The sequence below is a fragment of the Mycobacterium asiaticum genome (assembly GCF_001673635.1).
In the GTDB taxonomy this organism is placed as follows: Bacteria; Actinomycetota; Actinomycetes; order Mycobacteriales; family Mycobacteriaceae; genus Mycobacterium; species Mycobacterium asiaticum_C.
The window spans coordinates 16,707-34,317 of the sequence record NZ_LZMH01000083.1 but is presented as its reverse complement, the minus strand read 5'-3'; the positions used below and the strand labels follow the sequence as shown (position 1 = coordinate 34,317).

Annotated in this window: 16 protein-coding genes, 1 tRNA gene and 1 pseudogene; 15 read left to right on the top strand and 3 right to left on the bottom strand. The window is 69.1% G+C overall.

The features are described from left to right. The 12 genes from murD (at nt 1) to A5645_RS24960 (ending at nt 12,416) form a co-directional block, all read left to right on the top strand. Nucleotides 1-1,452, top strand: coding sequence for a UDP-N-acetylmuramoyl-L-alanine--D-glutamate ligase (gene murD, locus A5645_RS25015; protein ID WP_065131428.1), 1,452 nt, complete (start codon nt 1-3; stop codon nt 1,450-1,452). A gap of 5 nt (nt 1,453-1,457) precedes the next feature. Next, nucleotides 1,458-3,119, top strand: a complete 1,662-nt coding sequence (gene ftsW, locus A5645_RS25010) for a putative lipid II flippase FtsW (RefSeq protein WP_065131427.1) — start codon at nt 1,458-1,460, stop codon at nt 3,117-3,119. Further along, nucleotides 3,116-4,315 (top strand): undecaprenyldiphospho-muramoylpentapeptide beta-N-acetylglucosaminyltransferase, encoded by a 1,200-nt coding sequence (gene murG, locus A5645_RS25005; RefSeq protein WP_065131426.1) that lies wholly within the window; start codon nt 3,116-3,118, stop codon nt 4,313-4,315. The genes ftsW and murG overlap by 4 nt, the downstream gene beginning before the upstream one ends. After that, entirely contained in the window at nt 4,312-5,778 is a 1,467-nt protein-coding gene (murC, locus tag A5645_RS25000) for a UDP-N-acetylmuramate--L-alanine ligase (protein ID WP_065033594.1), read from the top strand. The genes murG and murC overlap by 4 nt, the downstream gene beginning before the upstream one ends. Next, entirely contained in the window at nt 5,775-6,791 is a 1,017-nt protein-coding gene (locus A5645_RS24995) for a cell division protein FtsQ/DivIB (protein ID WP_436405526.1), read from the top strand. The genes murC and A5645_RS24995 overlap by 4 nt, the downstream gene beginning before the upstream one ends. 255 nt (nt 6,792-7,046) lie before the next feature. Next, nucleotides 7,047-8,186: a cell division protein FtsZ gene (gene ftsZ / locus A5645_RS24990; protein ID WP_065131513.1), complete on the top strand. Its 1,140-nt coding sequence runs from the start codon at nt 7,047-7,049 to the stop codon at nt 8,184-8,186. A 90-nt stretch (nt 8,187-8,276) separates the two neighbouring features. Further along, a complete protein-coding gene (pgeF, locus tag A5645_RS24985; protein ID WP_081288554.1) occupies nt 8,277-8,984 on the top strand; it encodes a peptidoglycan editing factor PgeF in 708 nt (235 codons plus the stop codon). A gap of 5 nt (nt 8,985-8,989) precedes the next feature. Continuing rightward, on the top strand, nt 8,990-9,766 hold the full coding sequence (locus tag A5645_RS24980) for a YggS family pyridoxal phosphate-dependent enzyme (RefSeq protein WP_065131514.1): 777 nt from the start codon (nt 8,990-8,992) through the stop codon (nt 9,764-9,766). 63 nt (nt 9,767-9,829) lie between these two features. Continuing rightward, entirely contained in the window at nt 9,830-10,495 is a 666-nt protein-coding gene (locus A5645_RS24975) for a cell division protein SepF (protein WP_065033917.1), read from the top strand. Nucleotides 10,496-10,669: 174 nt separating this feature from the next. After that, nucleotides 10,670-10,960 carry a YggT family protein gene (locus A5645_RS24970; protein WP_036361001.1) on the top strand — a complete coding sequence of 97 codons (291 nt, stop codon included), beginning with the start codon at nt 10,670-10,672 and terminating at the stop codon, nt 10,958-10,960. A 265-nt stretch (nt 10,961-11,225) separates the two neighbouring features. After that, nucleotides 11,226-12,026 (top strand): DivIVA-like cell division protein Wag31, encoded by an 801-nt coding sequence (gene wag31 / locus A5645_RS24965; protein ID WP_065033916.1) that lies wholly within the window; start codon nt 11,226-11,228, stop codon nt 12,024-12,026. 72 nt (nt 12,027-12,098) lie between these two features. Next, entirely contained in the window at nt 12,099-12,416 is a 318-nt protein-coding gene (locus tag A5645_RS24960; protein ID WP_065033915.1) for an SUR7/PalI family protein, read from the top strand. Here A5645_RS24960 and A5645_RS24955 read toward each other — a convergent pair. Then, nucleotides 12,417-13,150 (bottom strand): annotated as a pseudogene (locus A5645_RS24955) (phosphoribosyltransferase); the annotation flags it as partial. An 84-nt stretch (nt 13,151-13,234) separates the two neighbouring features. Beyond that, nucleotides 13,235-13,320 (bottom strand) — tRNA-Leu (locus A5645_RS24950). A 112-nt stretch (nt 13,321-13,432) separates the two neighbouring features. Here A5645_RS24950 and A5645_RS24945 point away from each other — a divergent pair. The 3 genes from A5645_RS24945 to A5645_RS24935 are packed head-to-tail and all read left to right on the top strand — an operon-like array spanning nt 13,433 to nt 15,930. Then, complete coding sequence (locus tag A5645_RS24945) at nt 13,433-14,794, top strand: M20/M25/M40 family metallo-hydrolase (protein ID WP_155768166.1); 1,362 nt, start codon at nt 13,433-13,435, stop codon at nt 14,792-14,794. A gap of 19 nt (nt 14,795-14,813) precedes the next feature. Then, nucleotides 14,814-15,341: a YbhB/YbcL family Raf kinase inhibitor-like protein gene (locus A5645_RS24940; RefSeq protein ID WP_065131423.1), complete on the top strand. Its 528-nt coding sequence runs from the start codon at nt 14,814-14,816 to the stop codon at nt 15,339-15,341. A gap of 19 nt (nt 15,342-15,360) precedes the next feature. Then, the gene (locus A5645_RS24935) at nt 15,361-15,930 is read left to right on the top strand and encodes an alpha/beta hydrolase family protein (protein ID WP_253867138.1); all 570 of its coding nucleotides are present in this window, start codon (nt 15,361-15,363) and stop codon (nt 15,928-15,930) included. Here the strand turns inward: A5645_RS24935 and A5645_RS24930 are convergent. Then, complete coding sequence (locus tag A5645_RS24930; protein ID WP_065131421.1) at nt 15,919-17,580, bottom strand: PE family protein; 1,662 nt, start codon at nt 17,578-17,580, stop codon at nt 15,919-15,921. The genes A5645_RS24935 and A5645_RS24930 overlap by 12 nt on opposite strands. Nucleotides 17,581-17,611 lie beyond the last annotated feature (31 nt).

Below are 17,611 nucleotides of genomic sequence, written 5' to 3'. Positions count from 1 at the left end.
GTGTTGGACCCCTTGGCGCCCGGTGCGCCGGTGCTGATCGCCGGGGCGCGGGTGACCGGCCGTGCGCTGCTGGCCGCCCTGACCCGGTTCGGTGCCGCGCCGACGCTGTGCGACGACGATCCCGCGATGCTGGCCCCGCACGCCGACAACGGCGTGGCGACGCTGGACCCTGCCACCGCGGCCAACCGGATCGCCGAATTCGCGCTGGTGGTGACCAGTCCCGGTTTCCAGCCGACCACGCCGGTGCTGGCCTCCGCCGCCGCGGCGGGCGTGCCCATCTGGGGCGACGTCGAGCTGGCCTGGCGGCTCGACGCCGCCGGGCACTACGGGCCGCCGCGGCGCTGGCTGGTGGTCACCGGGACCAACGGCAAGACCACCACCACGTCGATGCTGCACGACATGCTGGTGGCCGGCGGGCTGCGCAGCCTGCTGTGCGGCAACATCGGCGACCCGGTGCTCGATGTGCTGGACCAGCCCGCCGATGTGCTGGCCGTGGAGCTGTCCAGCTTCCAGCTGTTCTGGGCACCCTCGTTGCGGCCCGAGGCCGGCGTGGTGCTCAACATCGCCGAGGACCACCTGGACTGGCACCACACCATGGCCGACTACACCGCGGCCAAGGCGCGGGTGCTGACCGGGCGGGTCGCCGTTCTCGGGCTGGATGACGCCCGGGCGGCCGCCCTGCGCGAGACCGCCCCGGCCCCGATCCGCGTCGGCTTCCGGCTGGGCGAACCGGGGGAGGGGGAGCTCGGCGTCCGCGACGGGCAGCTGGTCGACCGCGCGTTCGCCGACGAATTGCCGTTGCTACCGGTTTCTTCGCTGCCCGTGCCGGGGCCCGTCGGTGTGCTCGACGCCCTGGCGGCGGCCGCGCTCGCACGCAGCGTCGGGGTGCCCGCCGAGGCGATAGCTCGGGCGCTGGTCGCCTTCAAACTCGGCCGGCATCGTTCCGAGGTGGTGGCCGTCGTCGACGGCGTCACCTATGTCGACGATTCCAAGGCCACCAACCCGCACGCCGCCGAAGCGTCCGTGCTGGCCTACCCGCGGGTGGTGTGGCTGGCCGGCGGCCTGCTCAAGGGAGCATCCGTGGACGCGGAGGTCTCGCGCATCGCGTCGCGGCTGGTCGGGGCGGTGCTCATCGGCCGCGATCGCGCAGAGGTTGCCGAGGCGTTATCACGACACGCGCCCGATGTCCCCGTCGTACAGGTTGTTACAGGCGAGGATGTTGAGATGCATGCGACTGCTGAGGCTCTTGTTACAAATGTGACACAAGTGAATGACGGTGCTGAGACCATCGGTACTCGCGTGATGACCGCCGCGGTGGCCGCGGCCCGGGAGTTGGCCAAACCCGGCGACACGGTGTTGCTGGCGCCGGCCGGCGCGTCGTTCGACCAGTTCAGCGGATACGCCGCACGTGGCGACGCCTTCGCGTCCGCCGTACGCGCCGCGGCTCGGTAGGCGGGGTGGCTAAGGCATTCTCCCGGCTTCGTCGCCGGGACAAGGCAGAGCAAGTGCTCGAGGCGGACGCGTCGGCGGACGCGCAGGACGAGGCTCAGGACGAGGTGGGGGACCCCGAACCGGTTCCCGAGACAGCCTCCGACCCGGACGCCGGGACACCGGCCGAAAAGGTGTCCGACAAAACGCCCAAACCCGAACGTGTCGGCCCGCGCACCCGCTTCGGCGCCTGGCTGGGCCGCCCCATGACGTCGTTCCACCTGATCATCGCTGTCGCCGCGTTGCTGACCACGCTGGGCCTGATCATGGTGTTGTCCGCGTCCGGGGTGCGGTCCTACGACGACGACGGGTCGGCGTGGGTGATCTTCGGCAAGCAGGTGATGTGGACGGTTGTGGGCCTGATCGGCTGCTACGTCGCCTTGCGGATGTCGGTGCGGTTCATGCGGCGCATTGCGTTCTCCAGCTTCGCGTTCACCATCGTGTTGCTGGTTCTGGTGCTCGTCCCGGGAATCGGCAAGGAGGCCAACGGCTCCCGCGGTTGGTTCGTGATCGCCGGATTCTCCATGCAGCCCTCCGAGTTGACCAAGATGGCGTTCGCGATCTGGGGTGCGCACCTGCTGGCCGCCCGGCGCATGGAGCGGGCCTCGTTGCGCGAGATGCTGATCCCGCTGGTGCCGGCCGCGATCGTGGCGCTGACGCTGATCGTGCTGCAGCCCGACCTGGGCCAGACGGTCTCGCTGGGCATCATCCTGCTCGGTTTGCTCTGGTACGCCGGGTTCCCGCTGAAGGTGTTCCTCGCCTCCTTGGCGCTGGTCTTCGTCGCCGGCGGAATACTGGCGGTGTCGGCCGGCTACCGGTCGGACCGGGTGCGGTCCTGGCTCAACCCCGAAGACGACCCGATGGACTCCGGCTACCAGGCCCGGCAGGCCAAGTACGCGCTGGCCCACGGCGGCATCTTCGGTGACGGCCTGGGCCAGGGCGTGGCGAAGTGGAACTATCTGCCCAACGCGCACAACGACTTCATCTTCGCGATCATCGGCGAGGAGCTGGGCCTGATCGGGGCGGTCGGTCTGCTGGGCCTGTTCGGGCTGTTCGCCTACACCGGCATGCGGATCGCGCGACGCTCGGCCGACCCGTTCCTGCGCCTGCTGACCGCGACCACCACCCTGTGGGTGCTGGGCCAGGCGTTCATCAACATCGGCTATGTGATCGGGTTGCTGCCGGTCACCGGCCTGCAGCTGCCGCTGATCTCCGCGGGTGGGACGTCCACGGCGGCGACACTGACCCAGATCGGCATCATCGCCAGCGCCGCCCGGCACGAACCCGAGGCGGTGGCGGCGTTGCGGGCTGGGCGCGACGACAAGGTCAATCGGTTGCTGCGGTTGCCGCTGCCCGAGCCGTACTCGCCGAGCCGTCTCGAGGCGTTCCGCGACCGCAAGCGCCCGCACCCCAAGCCGGCCCCACAGCCGGCCCGCCGCGCACCCCGCGAGGCGACCCGGCGGGCGGGCGGGCGGCCGCAGCCGGCGGTGTCGCGTTCGGCGGATCGGTCCAACCGCCGATCTGGGGGTACCGCTCATTTGCGGGAAAGGCAAAATGGAGCGGGTCAGCAGTACGCCGGCCCGCGCCGCAGCCGGCGCGTGCGTGCATTGGAAGGTCAGCGTTACGGGTGAATGACCAGGTCAGGCAATCGGCCGGCGGGCTAGGGGCTCATCCCCTGCCCGCCGGTGCCGCGTTATCGGTGGTGCTTGCCGGCGGTGGCACCGCCGGCCACGTGGAGCCCGCGATGGCCGTCGCCGACGCGCTGACCGCGCTGGAGCCGCGGGTCCGGATCACCGCCCTGGGCACCGCCCGCGGGCTGGAGACGCGGCTGGTGCCCGAACGCGGCTATGACCTCGAGCTGATCACGCCGGTGCCGTTGCCGCGCAAACCCAGCGGCGACCTGGCCCGGCTGCCACCGCGGGTCTGGCGCGCGGTGCGCGAGACCCGGGCGGTGCTGGACAACGTGCAAGCCGACGTCGTCGTTGGTTTCGGCGGCTACGTGGCGCTGCCCGCCTACCTGGCCGCCCGCGGATTGCCCGGGGGACGGCGCCGCCGCATCCCGGTGGTGATCCACGAAGCCAATGCGCGAGCCGGGATCGCCAACCGCGTCGGCGCCCGCAGCGCGGACCGCATCCTGTCCGCGGTGCCCGATTCGGGGCTGCGGCGCGCCGAGGTGGTCGGAGTACCGGTGCGGGCGACGATCACGGCGCTGGACCGGACCGCGTTGCGGGCCGAGGCCCGCGCTCACTTCGGCTTCGCCGACGACGCGCGGGTGTTGCTGGTGTTCGGCGGTTCGCAGGGCGCGGTGTCGCTGAACCGAGCGGTGTCGGCGGCCGCCACCGATCTGGCCGCGGCGGGCGTGTCCGTCCTGCACGCGCACGGCCCCAAGAACACCCTTGAGCTGCGCACACCCGATCCCGGCGACCCGCCCTACGTCGCGGTGCCCTACCTGGACCGGATGGACCTGGCCTACTCCGCCGCCGACCTGGCGATCTGCCGATCCGGTGCGATGACGGTGGCCGAGGTTTCGGCCGTCGGGCTGCCGGCCATCTACGTGCCGCTGCCGATCGGCAACGGTGAGCAGCGCCTCAACGCGCTGCCGGTCGTCAACGCCGGCGGCGGCATGCTGGTCGCCGACGCCGACCTGACACCGGAACTGGTGGCGCGGGAAGTGGCCGGGCTGCTCACCGATGCCCCCCGGCTGGCAGCGATGACCACCGCCGCGGCGCAGGTCGGACACCGCGACGCGGCGCAGCAGGTCGCCCAGGCGGCGCTCGAGCTGGCCCGCCGGACCCCGTCGAGCCGGTCGGCCGGGGGCCGGCCGTGACCGCCGAGCAGTTGCCCGCCGAGCTGCAGCGGGTGCACATGGTCGGCATCGGCGGAGCCGGCATGTCCGGCGTCGCCCGCATCCTGCTGGATCGGGGCGGGCTGGTCTCGGGGTCGGATGCCAAGGAGTCGCGGGGGATCCACGCGCTGCGGGCGCGCGGCGCGCTGATCCGCATCGGTCACGACGCGTCGTCGCTGGATCTACTGCCCGGCGGCGTCACCGCGGTGATCACCACCCACGCCGCCATTCCGAAGACCAACCCGGAACTGGTCGAGGCACGTCGTCGCGGCATTCCCGTGGTGTTGCGCCCGGCGGTGCTGGCCAAGCTCATGGCCGGGCGGACCACCCTGATGGTCACCGGCACGCACGGCAAGACGACCACGACCTCGATGCTGATCGTCGCGCTGCAGCACTGCGGGCGCGACCCGTCGTTCGCGGTCGGTGGCGAGCTGGGGGAGGCCGGCACCAACGCCCACCACGGCAGCGGCGACTACTTCGTCGCCGAGGCCGACGAGAGCGACGGCACCCTGCTGGAATACACCCCGAACGTCGCCGTCGTCACCAATATCGAGTCCGACCACCTGGACTTCTACGGCAGCACCGACGCCTACGTCGGGGTGTTCGACTCGTTCGTGGAGCGGCTTGCGCCCGGGGGCGCCCTGGTGGTGTGCACCGACGACCCGGGCTCAGCCGCGCTGGCCCAACGCACCGCCGAGCTGGGGATCCGGGTGCTGCGCTACGGGTCGGTGTCCAACTTGTCCGAGCCGCAGGCCGCGACCCTGGTGTCCTGGGAGCAACGCGGCACCGAAGCCGTCGCGCACATTCGGCTCGCCGGCGAGGCCCAACAGCGGGTGATGCGGTTGTCGGTGCCCGGTCGGCACATGGCTCTCAACGCGCTGGCCGCGCTGCTGGCCGCCACCGAGATCGGCGCGCCGGTCGAGGACGTGCTGGACGGATTGGCCGCATTCGAAGGCGTGCGCCGCCGCTTCGAACTGGTCGGCACCGCGCACGGGGTGCGGGTGTTCGACGACTACGCCCACCATCCGACCGAGATCGCCGCCACCCTGGCCGCGGTGCGAGCGCTGGTCCAGCAGAGCGGCGGCGGCCGGTCCCTGGTGGTGTTTCAGCCGCACTTGTATTCGCGCACAAAGGCTTTCGCTCAGGAGTTCGGTGCGGCGCTGAACGGTGCGGACGAGGTGTTCGTGCTCGACGTGTACGGTGCGCGCGAGCAGCCGCTGGCCGGCATCAGCGGCGCCAGCGTCGCCGAACACGTCGGCGTGCCCGTCCATTACCTGCCGGACTTCTCCACGGTGGCGCGGCAGGTGGCCGCTGCAGCCGGTGCCGGCGACGTCGTCGTCACCATGGGCGCAGGCGACGTGACCATGCTGGGGCCTGAGATCGTGACCGAGCTGCGGCTGCGGGCAAACCGCGGCGCGCCCGGGCGCCCGGGGGTCCTGCAGTGACCGAGCCCCCCGACGGTCAGCCGACCGACCTGGTGGCGAACGGCCCGGCCCAGGAGCCGGCCGCAGAACCGGCGGAGCCGGCCGCCGAGGCGAACGCCGCCGAGGAGTCGGCCACCGAACCGATCACCACCGCGCAGACCCAGGAACAGGCCGAGCCGGGCTCCGAGGTCGCTTCGGACCCCGGTAAAGAAGAGGACTTCGAGGGTCCGCGCCGGCGTGCCCGCCGCGAGCGCGCCGAACGCCGCGCCGCCCAGGCCCGCGCCATGGCGATCGAACATGCCCGCCGCGAGGCCAAGCGGCGCGCCCGGGGCCACGTCCACACCGAGCCCAAACCCGTTGCGCGCGGGGTTGTTCGGGGCTTGAAGATGCTGCTGGCGACGATCCTGCTGCTGGTGGTCGGCGTCGGCCTGGCGCTGATCCTCTATTTCACGCCGGCGATGTCGGCCCGCAGCATCGTCGTCACCGGCACCGGCGTGGTGACCCGGGAGGACGTGCTGGACGCCGCACGGGTGCGGATCGGCACGCCGCTGCTGCAGATCAACACCAATGAGGTCGCCGACCGGGTGGCGGCCATCCGGCGGGTGGCCAGCGCGCGGGTGCAGCGGCAGTATCCGTCGGCGCTGCGGATCACCATCGTGGAGCGGGTCCCGGTGGTGGTGAAGGACTTTCCGGACGGCCCGCATTTGTTCGATCGCGACGGTGTTGATTTCGCGACCGATCCGCCGCCGCCGGCGCTGCCCTATATCGAGGTCGAAAACCCTGGCCCCACCGATCCCGCCACCCTGGCGGCGTTGAAGGTGCTGATGGCGCTGCGGCCGGAGGTCGCCGGTCAGGTGGGCCGGATCGCGGCCCCGTCGGTGTCGTCGATCACGCTCACCCTGTCCGACGGGCGGGTGGTGATCTGGGGAACCACCGACCGGGCCGACGAGAAGGCCGAGAAGCTGTCGGCGTTGCTGACGCAGCCGGGCCGCACCTATGACGTGTCCAGCCCCGACCTACCCACAGTTAAGTAGCGCGAGCAGACGCGAAAGCCCCCATTTCGTGCCGAAATGAGGGGCTTTCGCGTCTGCTCGCGCAAGCAACGCAACGAAAAATTACGTGTGGCGCGTCGGCGCGCCTGCACGGCTAGTGCCCGTCGTACCCATACGGTTCTGGTTACGCGGAACTACTTGACATAACTCTAACTCTATGGTTGAGGTTGAGGGTTTTGCAAGCAGACACACCGCAGCGGACTAGGGAACGAAGCCCATCAGGGAGGAAGACGAATGATGACCCCCCCACATAACTATCTGGCCGTCATCAAGGTCGTGGGCATTGGTGGTGGCGGCGTCAACGCCGTCAACCGGATGATCGAGCAAGGCCTCAAGGGCGTCGAGTTCATCGCGATCAACACCGACGCGCAGGCCTTGTTGATGAGCGACGCCGACGTCAAGCTGGACGTCGGCCGCGACTCCACGCGCGGGCTGGGCGCCGGCGCCGACCCCGAAGTCGGCAAGAAGGCCGCCGAGGACGCCAAGGAGGAGATCGAGGAGCTGTTGCGCGGCGCCGACATGGTGTTCGTGACGGCGGGCGAGGGCGGCGGCACCGGCACCGGCGGCGCGCCCGTCGTCGCCAGCATCGCCCGCAAACTCGGGGCGTTGACCGTCGGCGTGGTCACCCGGCCGTTCTCCTTCGAGGGCAAGCGGCGCAGCAACCAGGCCGAGAATGGTATCGCGGCGCTGCGGGAAAGCTGCGACACCCTGATCGTCATCCCCAACGACCGGCTGCTGCAGATGGGCGACGCCGCGGTGTCGTTGATGGACGCCTTCCGCAGCGCCGACGAGGTGCTGCTCAACGGTGTCCAGGGCATCACTGACCTGATCACCACGCCGGGTCTGATCAACGTCGACTTCGCCGACGTCAAGGGGATCATGTCCGGCGCTGGCACCGCCCTGATGGGTATCGGCTCGGCGCGCGGGGAGGGCCGCTCACTCAAGGCCGCCGAGATCGCCATCAACTCGCCGTTGCTGGAAGCCTCGATGGAAGGCGCCCAGGGCGTGCTGATGTCCATTGCCGGCGGCAGTGACCTCGGTTTGTTCGAGATCAACGAGGCGGCCTCGCTGGTGCAGGACGCCGCCCACCAGGACGCCAACATCATCTTCGGCACGGTCATCGACGACTCGCTCGGCGACGAGGTGCGCGTCACGGTGATCGCGGCGGGCTTCGACGCCGGGCCCGGCCGCACGCCGGTCACCGGCACCGAGACCGGCGGCGCGCATCGCATCGAGTCGGCCAAGGCCGGCAAGCTCACGTCCACGTTGTTCGAGCCGGTCGACGCCGTCAGCGTCCCGATTCACACCAACGGCGCGACGCTGAGCATCGGCGGTGACGACGACGACGTCGACGTGCCGCCCTTCATGCGCCGCTGAGGTCTCGTTTTGCTTGCCAGTACGCGACAAACCGAGCGCGGCCTGACGTCGATGCATCCTGGCGGGCAACGGGTTCCGGATACTGGGCACGTGAGCGTTCGTATCCGGCGGGTGACCACCACCCGCGCGGGCGGTGTGTCGAAACCGCCGTTCGACACCTTCAACCTCGGTGATCACGTCGGTGACGACCCGGAGGCCGTGCGGGCCAACCGATCTCGGCTGATCGCGGCCACCGGCCTGCCCGCCGACCGAGTGGTGTGGATGAACCAGGTGCACGGCACCCGGATCGAGGTGGTCGACAGACCGCCGGGTGACCCGCTGCCCGACACCGACGGCGTGGTCACCGCAACGCCCCGGTTGGCCCTGGCCGTGGTGACGGCCGATTGTGTGCCGGTGCTGCTGGCCGACGCGCGGGCCGGCGTCATCGGGGCGGTGCACGCCGGTCGCGTCGGGGCGCAGCACGGCGTGGTGCCCCGGGCGGTCGAGGCGATGCTGGGGTTGGGTGCGCAGACCGGCGACATCTCCGCCCTGCTCGGGCCGGCGGTCAGCGGCCCCAACTACGAAGTGCCTGCGCAGATGGCCGCCGAGGTGGAGGCGGCGCTGCCGGGCAGCCGCACCACCACCGCGAAGGGCACCCCCGGGCTGGACCTGCGTGCCGGAATCGCCGCTCAGCTACGTGATTTGGGTGTGACATCCATCGAGGTCGATCCACGCTGCACGGTGGCCGACCCGACGCTGTTCAGCCACCGGCGCGCTGCGCCGACGGGCCGGCTGGCGTCGCTGGTGTGGATGGAATGACCGCGATGGCGGTGGAGGACTCAGCGCAAACAGAGCGCCAATCGGAATTGACGCGCGCGTTGGCGGCAGTCCGTTCACGCCTGGCGCGGGCCGCCGAGGCCGCCGGCCGCAATGTTGCCGAAATTGAACTTCTGCCGATTACCAAATTCTTCCCAGCAACCGATGTTGCGATTTTGTCCCGATTGGGATGTCGGGCCGTTGGCGAATCCCGAGAACAGGAAGCCGCGGCCAAGGTGACCGAACTCACCCGCTTGTTGGCGGGATCGCAGCACGGCGACTCGCGGGAAATGCAGTGGCACATGGTCGGCCAGATTCAGCGCAAGAAGGCCCGCGCGCTGGCCCGCTGGGCACACACGGCGCATTCCGTCGACAGCCCACAGCTGGTGACCGCTCTGGACCGGGCGGTCGCAGGCGCGCTGGCCGAACACCGCCGCAGCAAGCCGCTGCGCATCTACGTTCAGGTCAGCCTGGACGGGGATGTGTCGCGGGGCGGTGTCGACAACGCCGCGCCCGGCGCGGTGGATGAAATCTGCGCGCAGGTGGACCGTGCCGAGAGCCTGGAATTGATCGGACTGATGGGCATCCCGCCGCTGGACTGGGAGCCCGAACGGGCCTTTGACCAGCTGCAATCGGAGCACAGTCGGGTGTGTGAGCACTTTCCACACGCCGTCGGTCTGTCCGCCGGCATGTCGAATGACTTGGAAATCGCCGTCAAACACGGTTCGACGTGTGTGCGTGTCGGTACCGCGCTATTGGGTCAACGGCGGCTACCGTCACCGTGAATAGTCACTGTAGTCACACCTTCATCACAGACAACAAAAATCCCAGGCTACTAAGGGGCAACGATGAGCACACTGCACAAGGTCAAGGCCTACTTCGGGATGGCACCGATGGAGGATTACGACGACGAGTATTACGACGACCGCACCCCGTCACGGGGATATCCGCGACCCCGATTCGACGACGAATACGGCCGTTATGAAGGACGCGACCGCGATTACGACGACCCGCGTCGTGACCCGCGACCCGACCTGCGGGCAGAGCCCGTCGATTACCCGCCGCCCAGCAGCTACCGCGGCGGCTACGCCGACGAGCCGCGCTTCCAGCCTCGCGAGTTCGACCGCCCCGACATGGGCCGGCCGCGCCTGGGCTCGTGGTTGCGCAACTCCACCCGGGGCGCGCTGGCGATGGACCCGCGCCGGATGGCGATGATGTTCGAAGAAGGGCATCCGCTGTCGAAGATCACCACGCTGCGGCCCAAGGACTACAGCGAGGCGCGCACGATCGGCGAGCGGTTCCGCGACGGCACCCCGGTGATCATGGACCTGGTGTCGATGGACAACGCTGATGCCAAGCGGCTGGTCGACTTCGCGGCCGGCCTGGCCTTCGCGCTGCGCGGCTCGTTCGACAAGGTCGCGACCAAGGTGTTCCTGCTGTCGCCCGCGGACGTCGACGTGTCCCCGGAGGAGCGCCGGCGGATCGCCGAAACCGGTTTCTACGCTTACCAATAACCCCACTGACTGCTGCTCGGCCCGGTAGGTCACAGGTGACTGACCGGGCCGAGACGTTTGCCGGACCCGCTCGTCGGATGTGGGCGCCGGCGCGGGGTCGGTAGGCTGGCGGTCGCCGGCATTGTTGGCGGCGACACGTGTTTCGTCATCCTCATCGATAAGGTCGGGCTCTCGTTGGTGCTGTTCTTTCAGATCCTCGGGTTTGTGCTGTTCACCTTCTGGTTGCTGCTCATCGCCCGGGTGGTCATTGAGTGGATCCGTTCGTTCAGTCGTGACTGGCGTCCCACGGGCGTCACGGTCGTGATCCTCGAGATCATCATGTCGATCACCGATCCGCCGGTGAAGTTGCTCCGTCGGCTCATCCCACAGATCACCATCGGCGCCGTCCGACTCGACCTGTCCATCCTGGTGCTGTTGCTTGTCGCGTTCATCGGCATGCAGCTTGCGTTCAGCGCCGCCGCCTGAATCCCGGCGGACTTTTCGAGCCTTCCCAACCCGGAGAAAAGAGACGGTTCGGCCACGATTCGGAGACAAGTTTGGTGCGCGTGATTTTCAAATCTAAGAAACGTGATTTATTGGCTTAGAGATTGAAATTGCTCCTTATTTATTACTCCAATCGGCAACCGCCGAGTCTGGTGTGACAGGATGGGCGGCAGTTGCACGACGGCTACCGTTACGTTCTAGACTTTCCAGATCGTTCGACCGTCCAGGGAACTTGAGGGGACAAAGAATGCCGCTTACACCTGCCGACGTCCACAATGTGGCGTTCAGTAAGCCGCCTATCGGCAAACGCGGGTACAACGAAGATGAGGTCGACGCCTTCCTTGACCTGGTTGAGAACGAGCTGACCCGGCTCATCGAGGAGAACTCGGATCTGCGTCAGCGGATCGCCGAGCTGGACCAGGAGTTGGCCGCTGGCGGCGGGGGTGGCGCCGCGGCTCCGACGGTTGCTCAGCCGATCCCGTCCTACGAGCCCGAGCCCGAACCGGTCAAGCCGGCGCCGGTCGCAGCCCCGGCCCAGCCCAGCAGCAGCAACGAGGAACAGGCGCTCAAGGCCGCCCGCGTCCTCAGCCTGGCCCAGGACACGGCGGACCGCCTGACCAGCACCGCCAAGGCCGAGTCGGACAAGATGCTCGCCGACGCCCGCGCCAATGCCGACCAGATCCTCAGCGAGGCCCGGCACACCGCCGAGACCACGGTCTCCGAGGCGCGCCAGCGTGCGGACGCCATGCTCGCCGACGCCCAGTCCCGCTCCGAGACGCAGCTGCGTCAGGCGCAGGAAAAGGCCGACGCCCTGCAGGCCGACGCCGAACGCAAGCACTCCGAGATCATGGGGACCATCAACCAGCAGCGCACGGTGCTGGAAGGTCGTCTCGAGCAGTTGCGGACCTTCGAGCGGGAATACCGCACGCGGCTCAAGACCTACCTCGAGTCTCAGCTGGAAGAGCTCGGCCAGCGCGGGTCGGCAGCTCCGGTCGACTCCAGCGCCGACGCCGGCGGCTTCGACCAATTCAACCGAGGAAACAACTAGCCGGGAGCCGGCTGGGCGTGCGGCGGGCCTGACGCCCGCCGCCATTGACCTACACCGGCCGGAGGGTGACCAATGCTGATCATTGCTCTCGTACTCGCCCTCATCGGGCTCGTCGCCCTGGTGTTCGCGGTCGTGACCAGCAACGAGCTGGTGGCGTGGGTCTGTATCGGTGCCAGCGTGCTCGGTGTGATCCTGTTGATCGTCGACGCGGTGCGGGAACGTCAGCACCGCGACGCCGACGGCCAGGACCAAGAAGACGACGAGACCGGTGACGACGCCGGCGACGCAACCGAGCGAGCCGAGTCTGAGGCCGTCGACTACCCCGAAGAGGCCGACGGCTCCGAAACGGACGCCGAATCCGCGGCAACGCGCGACGAGGGCGCCAAGTAGTCAGCCCGCCGGGGCGCCGCCGGTCGGCGTGGCCAGCAGTTCGCGTACCTCGTCGTCGCTGACCTGGTGGAAATCCGCATAGACCTGTCCGACAGCATCGAACGCGGCGGGCATGGTCGCGCACACCACATCGTCAGCCTCCGCGGAGAGCTGCCGGCAGGCCGACAGCGGCCCGACCGGGACGGCGACGACCACCTGCTGCGGTCGGTCGGCCCGCACCGCTCGCACCGCGGCCAGCATGCTCGCCCCGGTGGCGATGCCGTCATCGACGAGGATCACCACGCGATCGGCCGGATCGGCCACCGGGCGCCCGCCGCGGTATGCCTGCTCCCGACGCTCGAGTTCGGCGGACTCGCTGTCGATGACCGCGCGGATCTGCTCGTCGCCGATGCCCAGGCTGGACACCACGTCGTCGTTCATCACCACTCGGCCGCCGCTGGCCAGCGCGCCCATCGCCAACTCCGGCCAGTGCGGCACCCCGAGCTTGCGAACCAGGAACACGTCGAGGTCGGCGCCCAGCGCCGCGGCCACCTCCCACGCGACGGGCACACCACCGCGAGCCAGGCCCAGCACCAGCACGCCAGGTTTCCCGCGGTAGGGCGCCAGGGCGTCGGCAAGCACGCGACCGGCCTCCCGGCGGTCACGAAACCTTCGGGTGGCAGTGCGCCGCAGGAAGCGACTGGGTGGATTCATGGTCGTACTTTCGGCTGCTGGCAACACCAGCCTACGACCGAACACCCCCGCGAGCAGACGCTACAGCACCCATTTCGTGCCGAAATGAGGTGCTTTTGCGTCTGCTCGCGATAGGGCCACAAGGGTGTCCGAGGGGGGACTTGAACCCCCACGCCCATTAGTAGGGCACTAGCACCTCAAGCTAGCGCGTCTGCCATTCCGCCACTCGGACCAGACCAACTGAGTTGGCAGCTAAGGTTATCGGATCGAATCACACCGGCCCAATCGGCCTCGACGACACCAGCTGCAGACCAGTGGTAGTAAGGGTGACTGTGACCCGTGAGATTGGGGCGAGCGCGGCGCCCGGCGACCCGAGCGGCTCGACCGATCCGACCGATCAAGTCGCCGGGGTGGTCAGCCGGCTGATCCAATTCGACACCACCAACACCGGCGACCTCGAGACGACCAAGGGCGAGGCCGAGTGCGCCCGGTGGATCGCCGAACAACTCGCCGAGGTCGGCTATCACACCGAGTACGTCGAGTCGGGCGCGCCGGGCCGGGGCAACGTGTTCGCCCGCCTGCCCGGCGCTGACCCCTCGCGCGGCGCCCTGCTCATCCACGGGCACCTCGACGTGGTGCCCGCCGAACCCGCCGATTGGAGCGTGCACCCGTTCTCCGGGGCGATCGAGGATGGCTACGTCTGGGGTCGCGGCGCCGTCGACATGAAGGACATGGTCGGCATGACGCTGGTGCTGGCCCGGCACTTCAAGCGCGCCGGCATCGTCCCGCCCCGCGATCTGGTCTTCGCGTTTTTGGCCGACGAAGAACACGGCGGCACCTACGGGGCGCAATGGCTGGTCAACAACCGGCCCGACCTGTTCGAGGGCGTCACCGAGGCGATCGGCGAGGTCGGCGGATTCTCCCTGACGGTGCCGCGCCGCGATGGCGGTGAGCGCCGTCTCTATCTGGTGGAGACGGCCGAGAAGGGCATCCAGTGGATGCGGCTCACGGCCCGGGGCCGGGCCGGACATGGGTCGATGGTGCATGACAACAACGCTGTCGTCGCCCTCGCCGAAGTCGTCGCGCGCCTGGGCCGTCATCAGTTTCCCCTGGTGGTCACCGACACGGTCGCCGAATTTCTGGCCGCCGTCAGCGAGGAAACCGGCCTCACGTTCGATATCACCTCGCCCGACCTCGACGGCGTGATCGACAAACTCGGCCCGATGGCCCGGATGCTCAAGGCGGTGCTGCACGACACCGCGAATCCGACCATGCTCAAGGCGGGCTACAAAGCCAACGTGGTGCCGGCGACGGCGGAGGCGATAATCGACTGCCGCGTGCTGCCCGGCCGGCTGGCGGCGTTCGAGGCCGAGGTGGACGCATTGCTGGGTCCCGACGTCACCCGGGAATGGATCAGGAACCTGACACCCTATGAGACGTCATTCGACGGCGAACTGGTCGATGCGATGAACGCCGCGGTGCTGGCGGTCGACCCGGACGGCCGGACGGTGCCGTATATGCTGTCCGGCGGAACCGACGCAAAGTCGTTCATGCGCTTGGGAATTCGCTGCTTCGGGTTCAGCCCGCTGCGGCTGCCGCCGGACCTGGATTTCTCGTCGCTGTTCCATGGCGTCGATGAGCGGGTACCCATCGACGCACTGAAGTTCGGCACCCAGGTGCTGGCGCACTTCCTCACTCACTGCTGATCACACGAGAGGACTGACTATGAGCGTGCCCAATCCCTACGACGCGCTGCCGGATCTGCCGTCGTTCACCTTGACCTCGGAGTCGATCAACGACGGACAGCCGCTGGACAACGCGCAAGTCAGCGGAATCATGGGCGCAGGCGGCGAGGACGTCAGCCCGCAGCTCAGCTGGTCGGGCTTCCCGGAAGGGACCCGCAGCTTCGCCGTCACCGTCTACGACCCCGACGCCCCGACGGCATCCGGGTTCTGGCACTGGGCGGTGGCCAACCTGCCCGCCGATGTCACCGAGTTGCCGGCCGGCGCCGGCGATGGCAGTGACCTGCCCGGTGGCGCGCTGACACTGGCCAACGACGCCGGACAGCGCCGCTACATCGGCGCCGCGCCGCCGCCCGGCCACGGTCCGCACCGCTACTACGTCGCCGTGCATGCGGTCGACGTCGACAAGCTCGATCTGCCGGCCGACGCCACCCCGGCCTACCTGGGCTTCAACCTGTTCCAGCACGCGATCGCCCGGGCCGTCATCCACGCGACCTACGAACAGACCTGACCGCGCGTTGCGTGCCGGCGTGCTCGTCCTGCCGGGCGGCAAGATGCGCAGCACCGAGCCGTCGCGCTGGTGGCAGCCCGCTAACCTGCGAATGCTGTTGTTGGCCAGCGCATTACGACCCCGGCTGGGTCGCGACGTGAAGGTGGTGCGGGTGCAGTACCGGTTGCGCGGCTGGAACAGCCCGCGGCAGGACCCGGTCCAAGACGCCGCCGCCGCACTGCGACAAATGCGTGCCCGTTACGGGCCCAAAGAGGTTGTGCTGGTGGGCCATTCGATGGGCGGGCGGGTCGCGGCGCACCTCGCATCCGAAGGCGGCATCGCGGCAGTGGTGGCGCTGGCGCCGTGGTGGTACGGCGACAAGGCCGACCTGATCCCGGTGGGTACGCGGCTGCTGGTGCTGCACGGTACCGCCGACACCCGCACCGACCCAGAGGTCTCCCGCGTCCAGGCCGGGCGCGCCCGGCGCCGTGGGGTGGATGCGCACTGGGTGGGCATCGAGGGCGTCGGTCACCACATGATCCGGCAATGGCGCCAATGGCACCGCCGCACAGCGGATTTCGTCGCGGAATCGCTCGATCTACTCCGATGAGATGGCGGTGGCGACCGCTCGCGGCAGATCCACCAGCAGCGCCGGAACGGCACCGCCGAGGGTCAGGCCCGGGACGGTGATCGTCAGCGGCACGTTGGCGCCGGTCGCCGGGATGTCCACCTGCAGCGTCGCTGAAATCGGTTGGGCGGACGTCAGAATCCCGGTGAAGGGCACGTGCAGCACCACGGGTGCGCCGATGCCGATCGGGATGGGGGTCAGGATCGGTGGCAGGCCCGGCAGCCCCACCGGAATCGTGACCGTCGCCGTCAACGGCACCGCGATGTCGACGACCACGTTGCCGTTCAGGAAGCCGTCCAGAACGTAGGCGGGCATATCGATCAGCGCCCCGAGGGCTCCGACCGCGTTGCCGGCCTGCAGCGCGGACCCGAAAGCCGTCGCGCCGGTCGCCAGCCCGTCCAGGGTCGCGATCGGCCAACCGATGAGCGCCGACCCCACCGGCATCAGTGCGGTGCCGGTCGCGTTGACGAAGTGCTGGCCGATCGCGCGGGGGATGGTGCCCGGCGGCAACAGGTCCACCAGGTCCTGCTGCAGCGAGCCCGGCGCGGACAGCAGCGGCAGCAGGTCGCCCGCCGGGCCGCGGACGTTGACGGTAGACAGGTTGTCGATGTTGACCCCGTCGAGCAACAGCCGTACCACCGAACGCGGGATGGCGTCCACCGCGCCGTGGTAATCGCCGACGCTCACCGAGTGGCCGATGCTGCCAAGGTCGTCGGTGAAGGCCGGCAGCCGCTCGATGAGGTGGGTGGCGAAGTTCTGCAGGGCCGGGTTGGTGATCTGGCTGCGATAGGCCTGCTTGTCCAGGAAGCTTTGCAGGGCACCCTGATAGTCGGCCGTGGTCACGGTCTGAAAGCCCACCGAGGCCTGGTGCACCAGCCCGTTCGGGAAGTCCTGCAGGACGAGCGCGACATCGGTGGCAATGATGTTGGCGTACCGCTGCTGGTTGGCGATGAATTGGTTCAGCGCCGGAAACGGGCGTTCTGCCATATCGCCGACGATCGCCGACAGGTTCGCGCTGGTATGTGCGAAGAGTTGTTGGTACGCATTGCCGGCCGGGGGAGCCGGCTGGCCGGCGGGAAGCAACAGGCGTTGCAGAGCCCCCAGGGGATCGCCGGCGGCGAACCCGGACAACACATTGCCGAGTTGCTGGCCGGCTCCGGCGAAGATCGGCCCCAGCGGGCTACCGCTGATGACCGACGTCAGCCCGCTCTGCAGCGAGCCGAACAGGCCGCCGCCACCGCTGCCGCTATTGCCGATGATGATCGGGCCCAGGCCGCCCAGGATCGGATCCAGCGGCGCAGCCGGTGCGGGGACTCCGGTCGCGCTCAACCCGGTCAGGGTCTGTTGGGCGTTGGCGATCTCGGCGCCGAGGTAGGCCGCGGCGCTGCCGTCGATCAGTCGCAGAAATTCGGCGTGGAAAGCGGTTGCCTGCGCGCTGACCTCCTGGAATTCCTGACCGAACGCTCCGAACAGCTTCGAGATCGCCGCCGAAACCTCATCGGCCGCGGCGGTGGCCAGGGTGGTGGTCGGGCCGGCCGCGGCCGCGGTGGCCTGAGTCAGCGTCGATCCGATGCCGGACAGGTTTGCGGCGGCGCCACTGAACACTTCCGGTGCAGCAAGCACAAACGACATGGCAGCATCCCCCTGCAGTTCCCCTAAGAGC

Bases quoted from the DNA above. Each gene is read 5' to 3' on its own strand.
- ftsZ (WP_065131513.1), top strand. From the start codon at position 7,047: ATGACCCCCCCACATAACTATCTGGCCGTCATCAAGGTCGTGGGCATT.
- wag31 (WP_065033916.1), top strand. From the start codon at position 11,226: ATGCCGCTTACACCTGCCGACGTCCACAATGTGGCGTTCAGTAAGCCG.
- A5645_RS24980 (WP_065131514.1), top strand. From the start codon at position 8,990: ATGGCGGTGGAGGACTCAGCGCAAACAGAGCGCCAATCGGAATTGACG.
- A5645_RS24975 (WP_065033917.1), top strand. From the start codon at position 9,830: ATGAGCACACTGCACAAGGTCAAGGCCTACTTCGGGATGGCACCGATG.
- A5645_RS24930 (WP_065131421.1), bottom strand. From the start codon at position 17,580: ATGTCGTTTGTGCTTGCTGCACCGGAAGTGTTCAGTGGCGCCGCCGCA.
- A5645_RS24940 (WP_065131423.1), top strand. From the start codon at position 14,814: ATGAGCGTGCCCAATCCCTACGACGCGCTGCCGGATCTGCCGTCGTTC.
- A5645_RS24960 (WP_065033915.1), top strand. From the start codon at position 12,099: ATGCTGATCATTGCTCTCGTACTCGCCCTCATCGGGCTCGTCGCCCTG.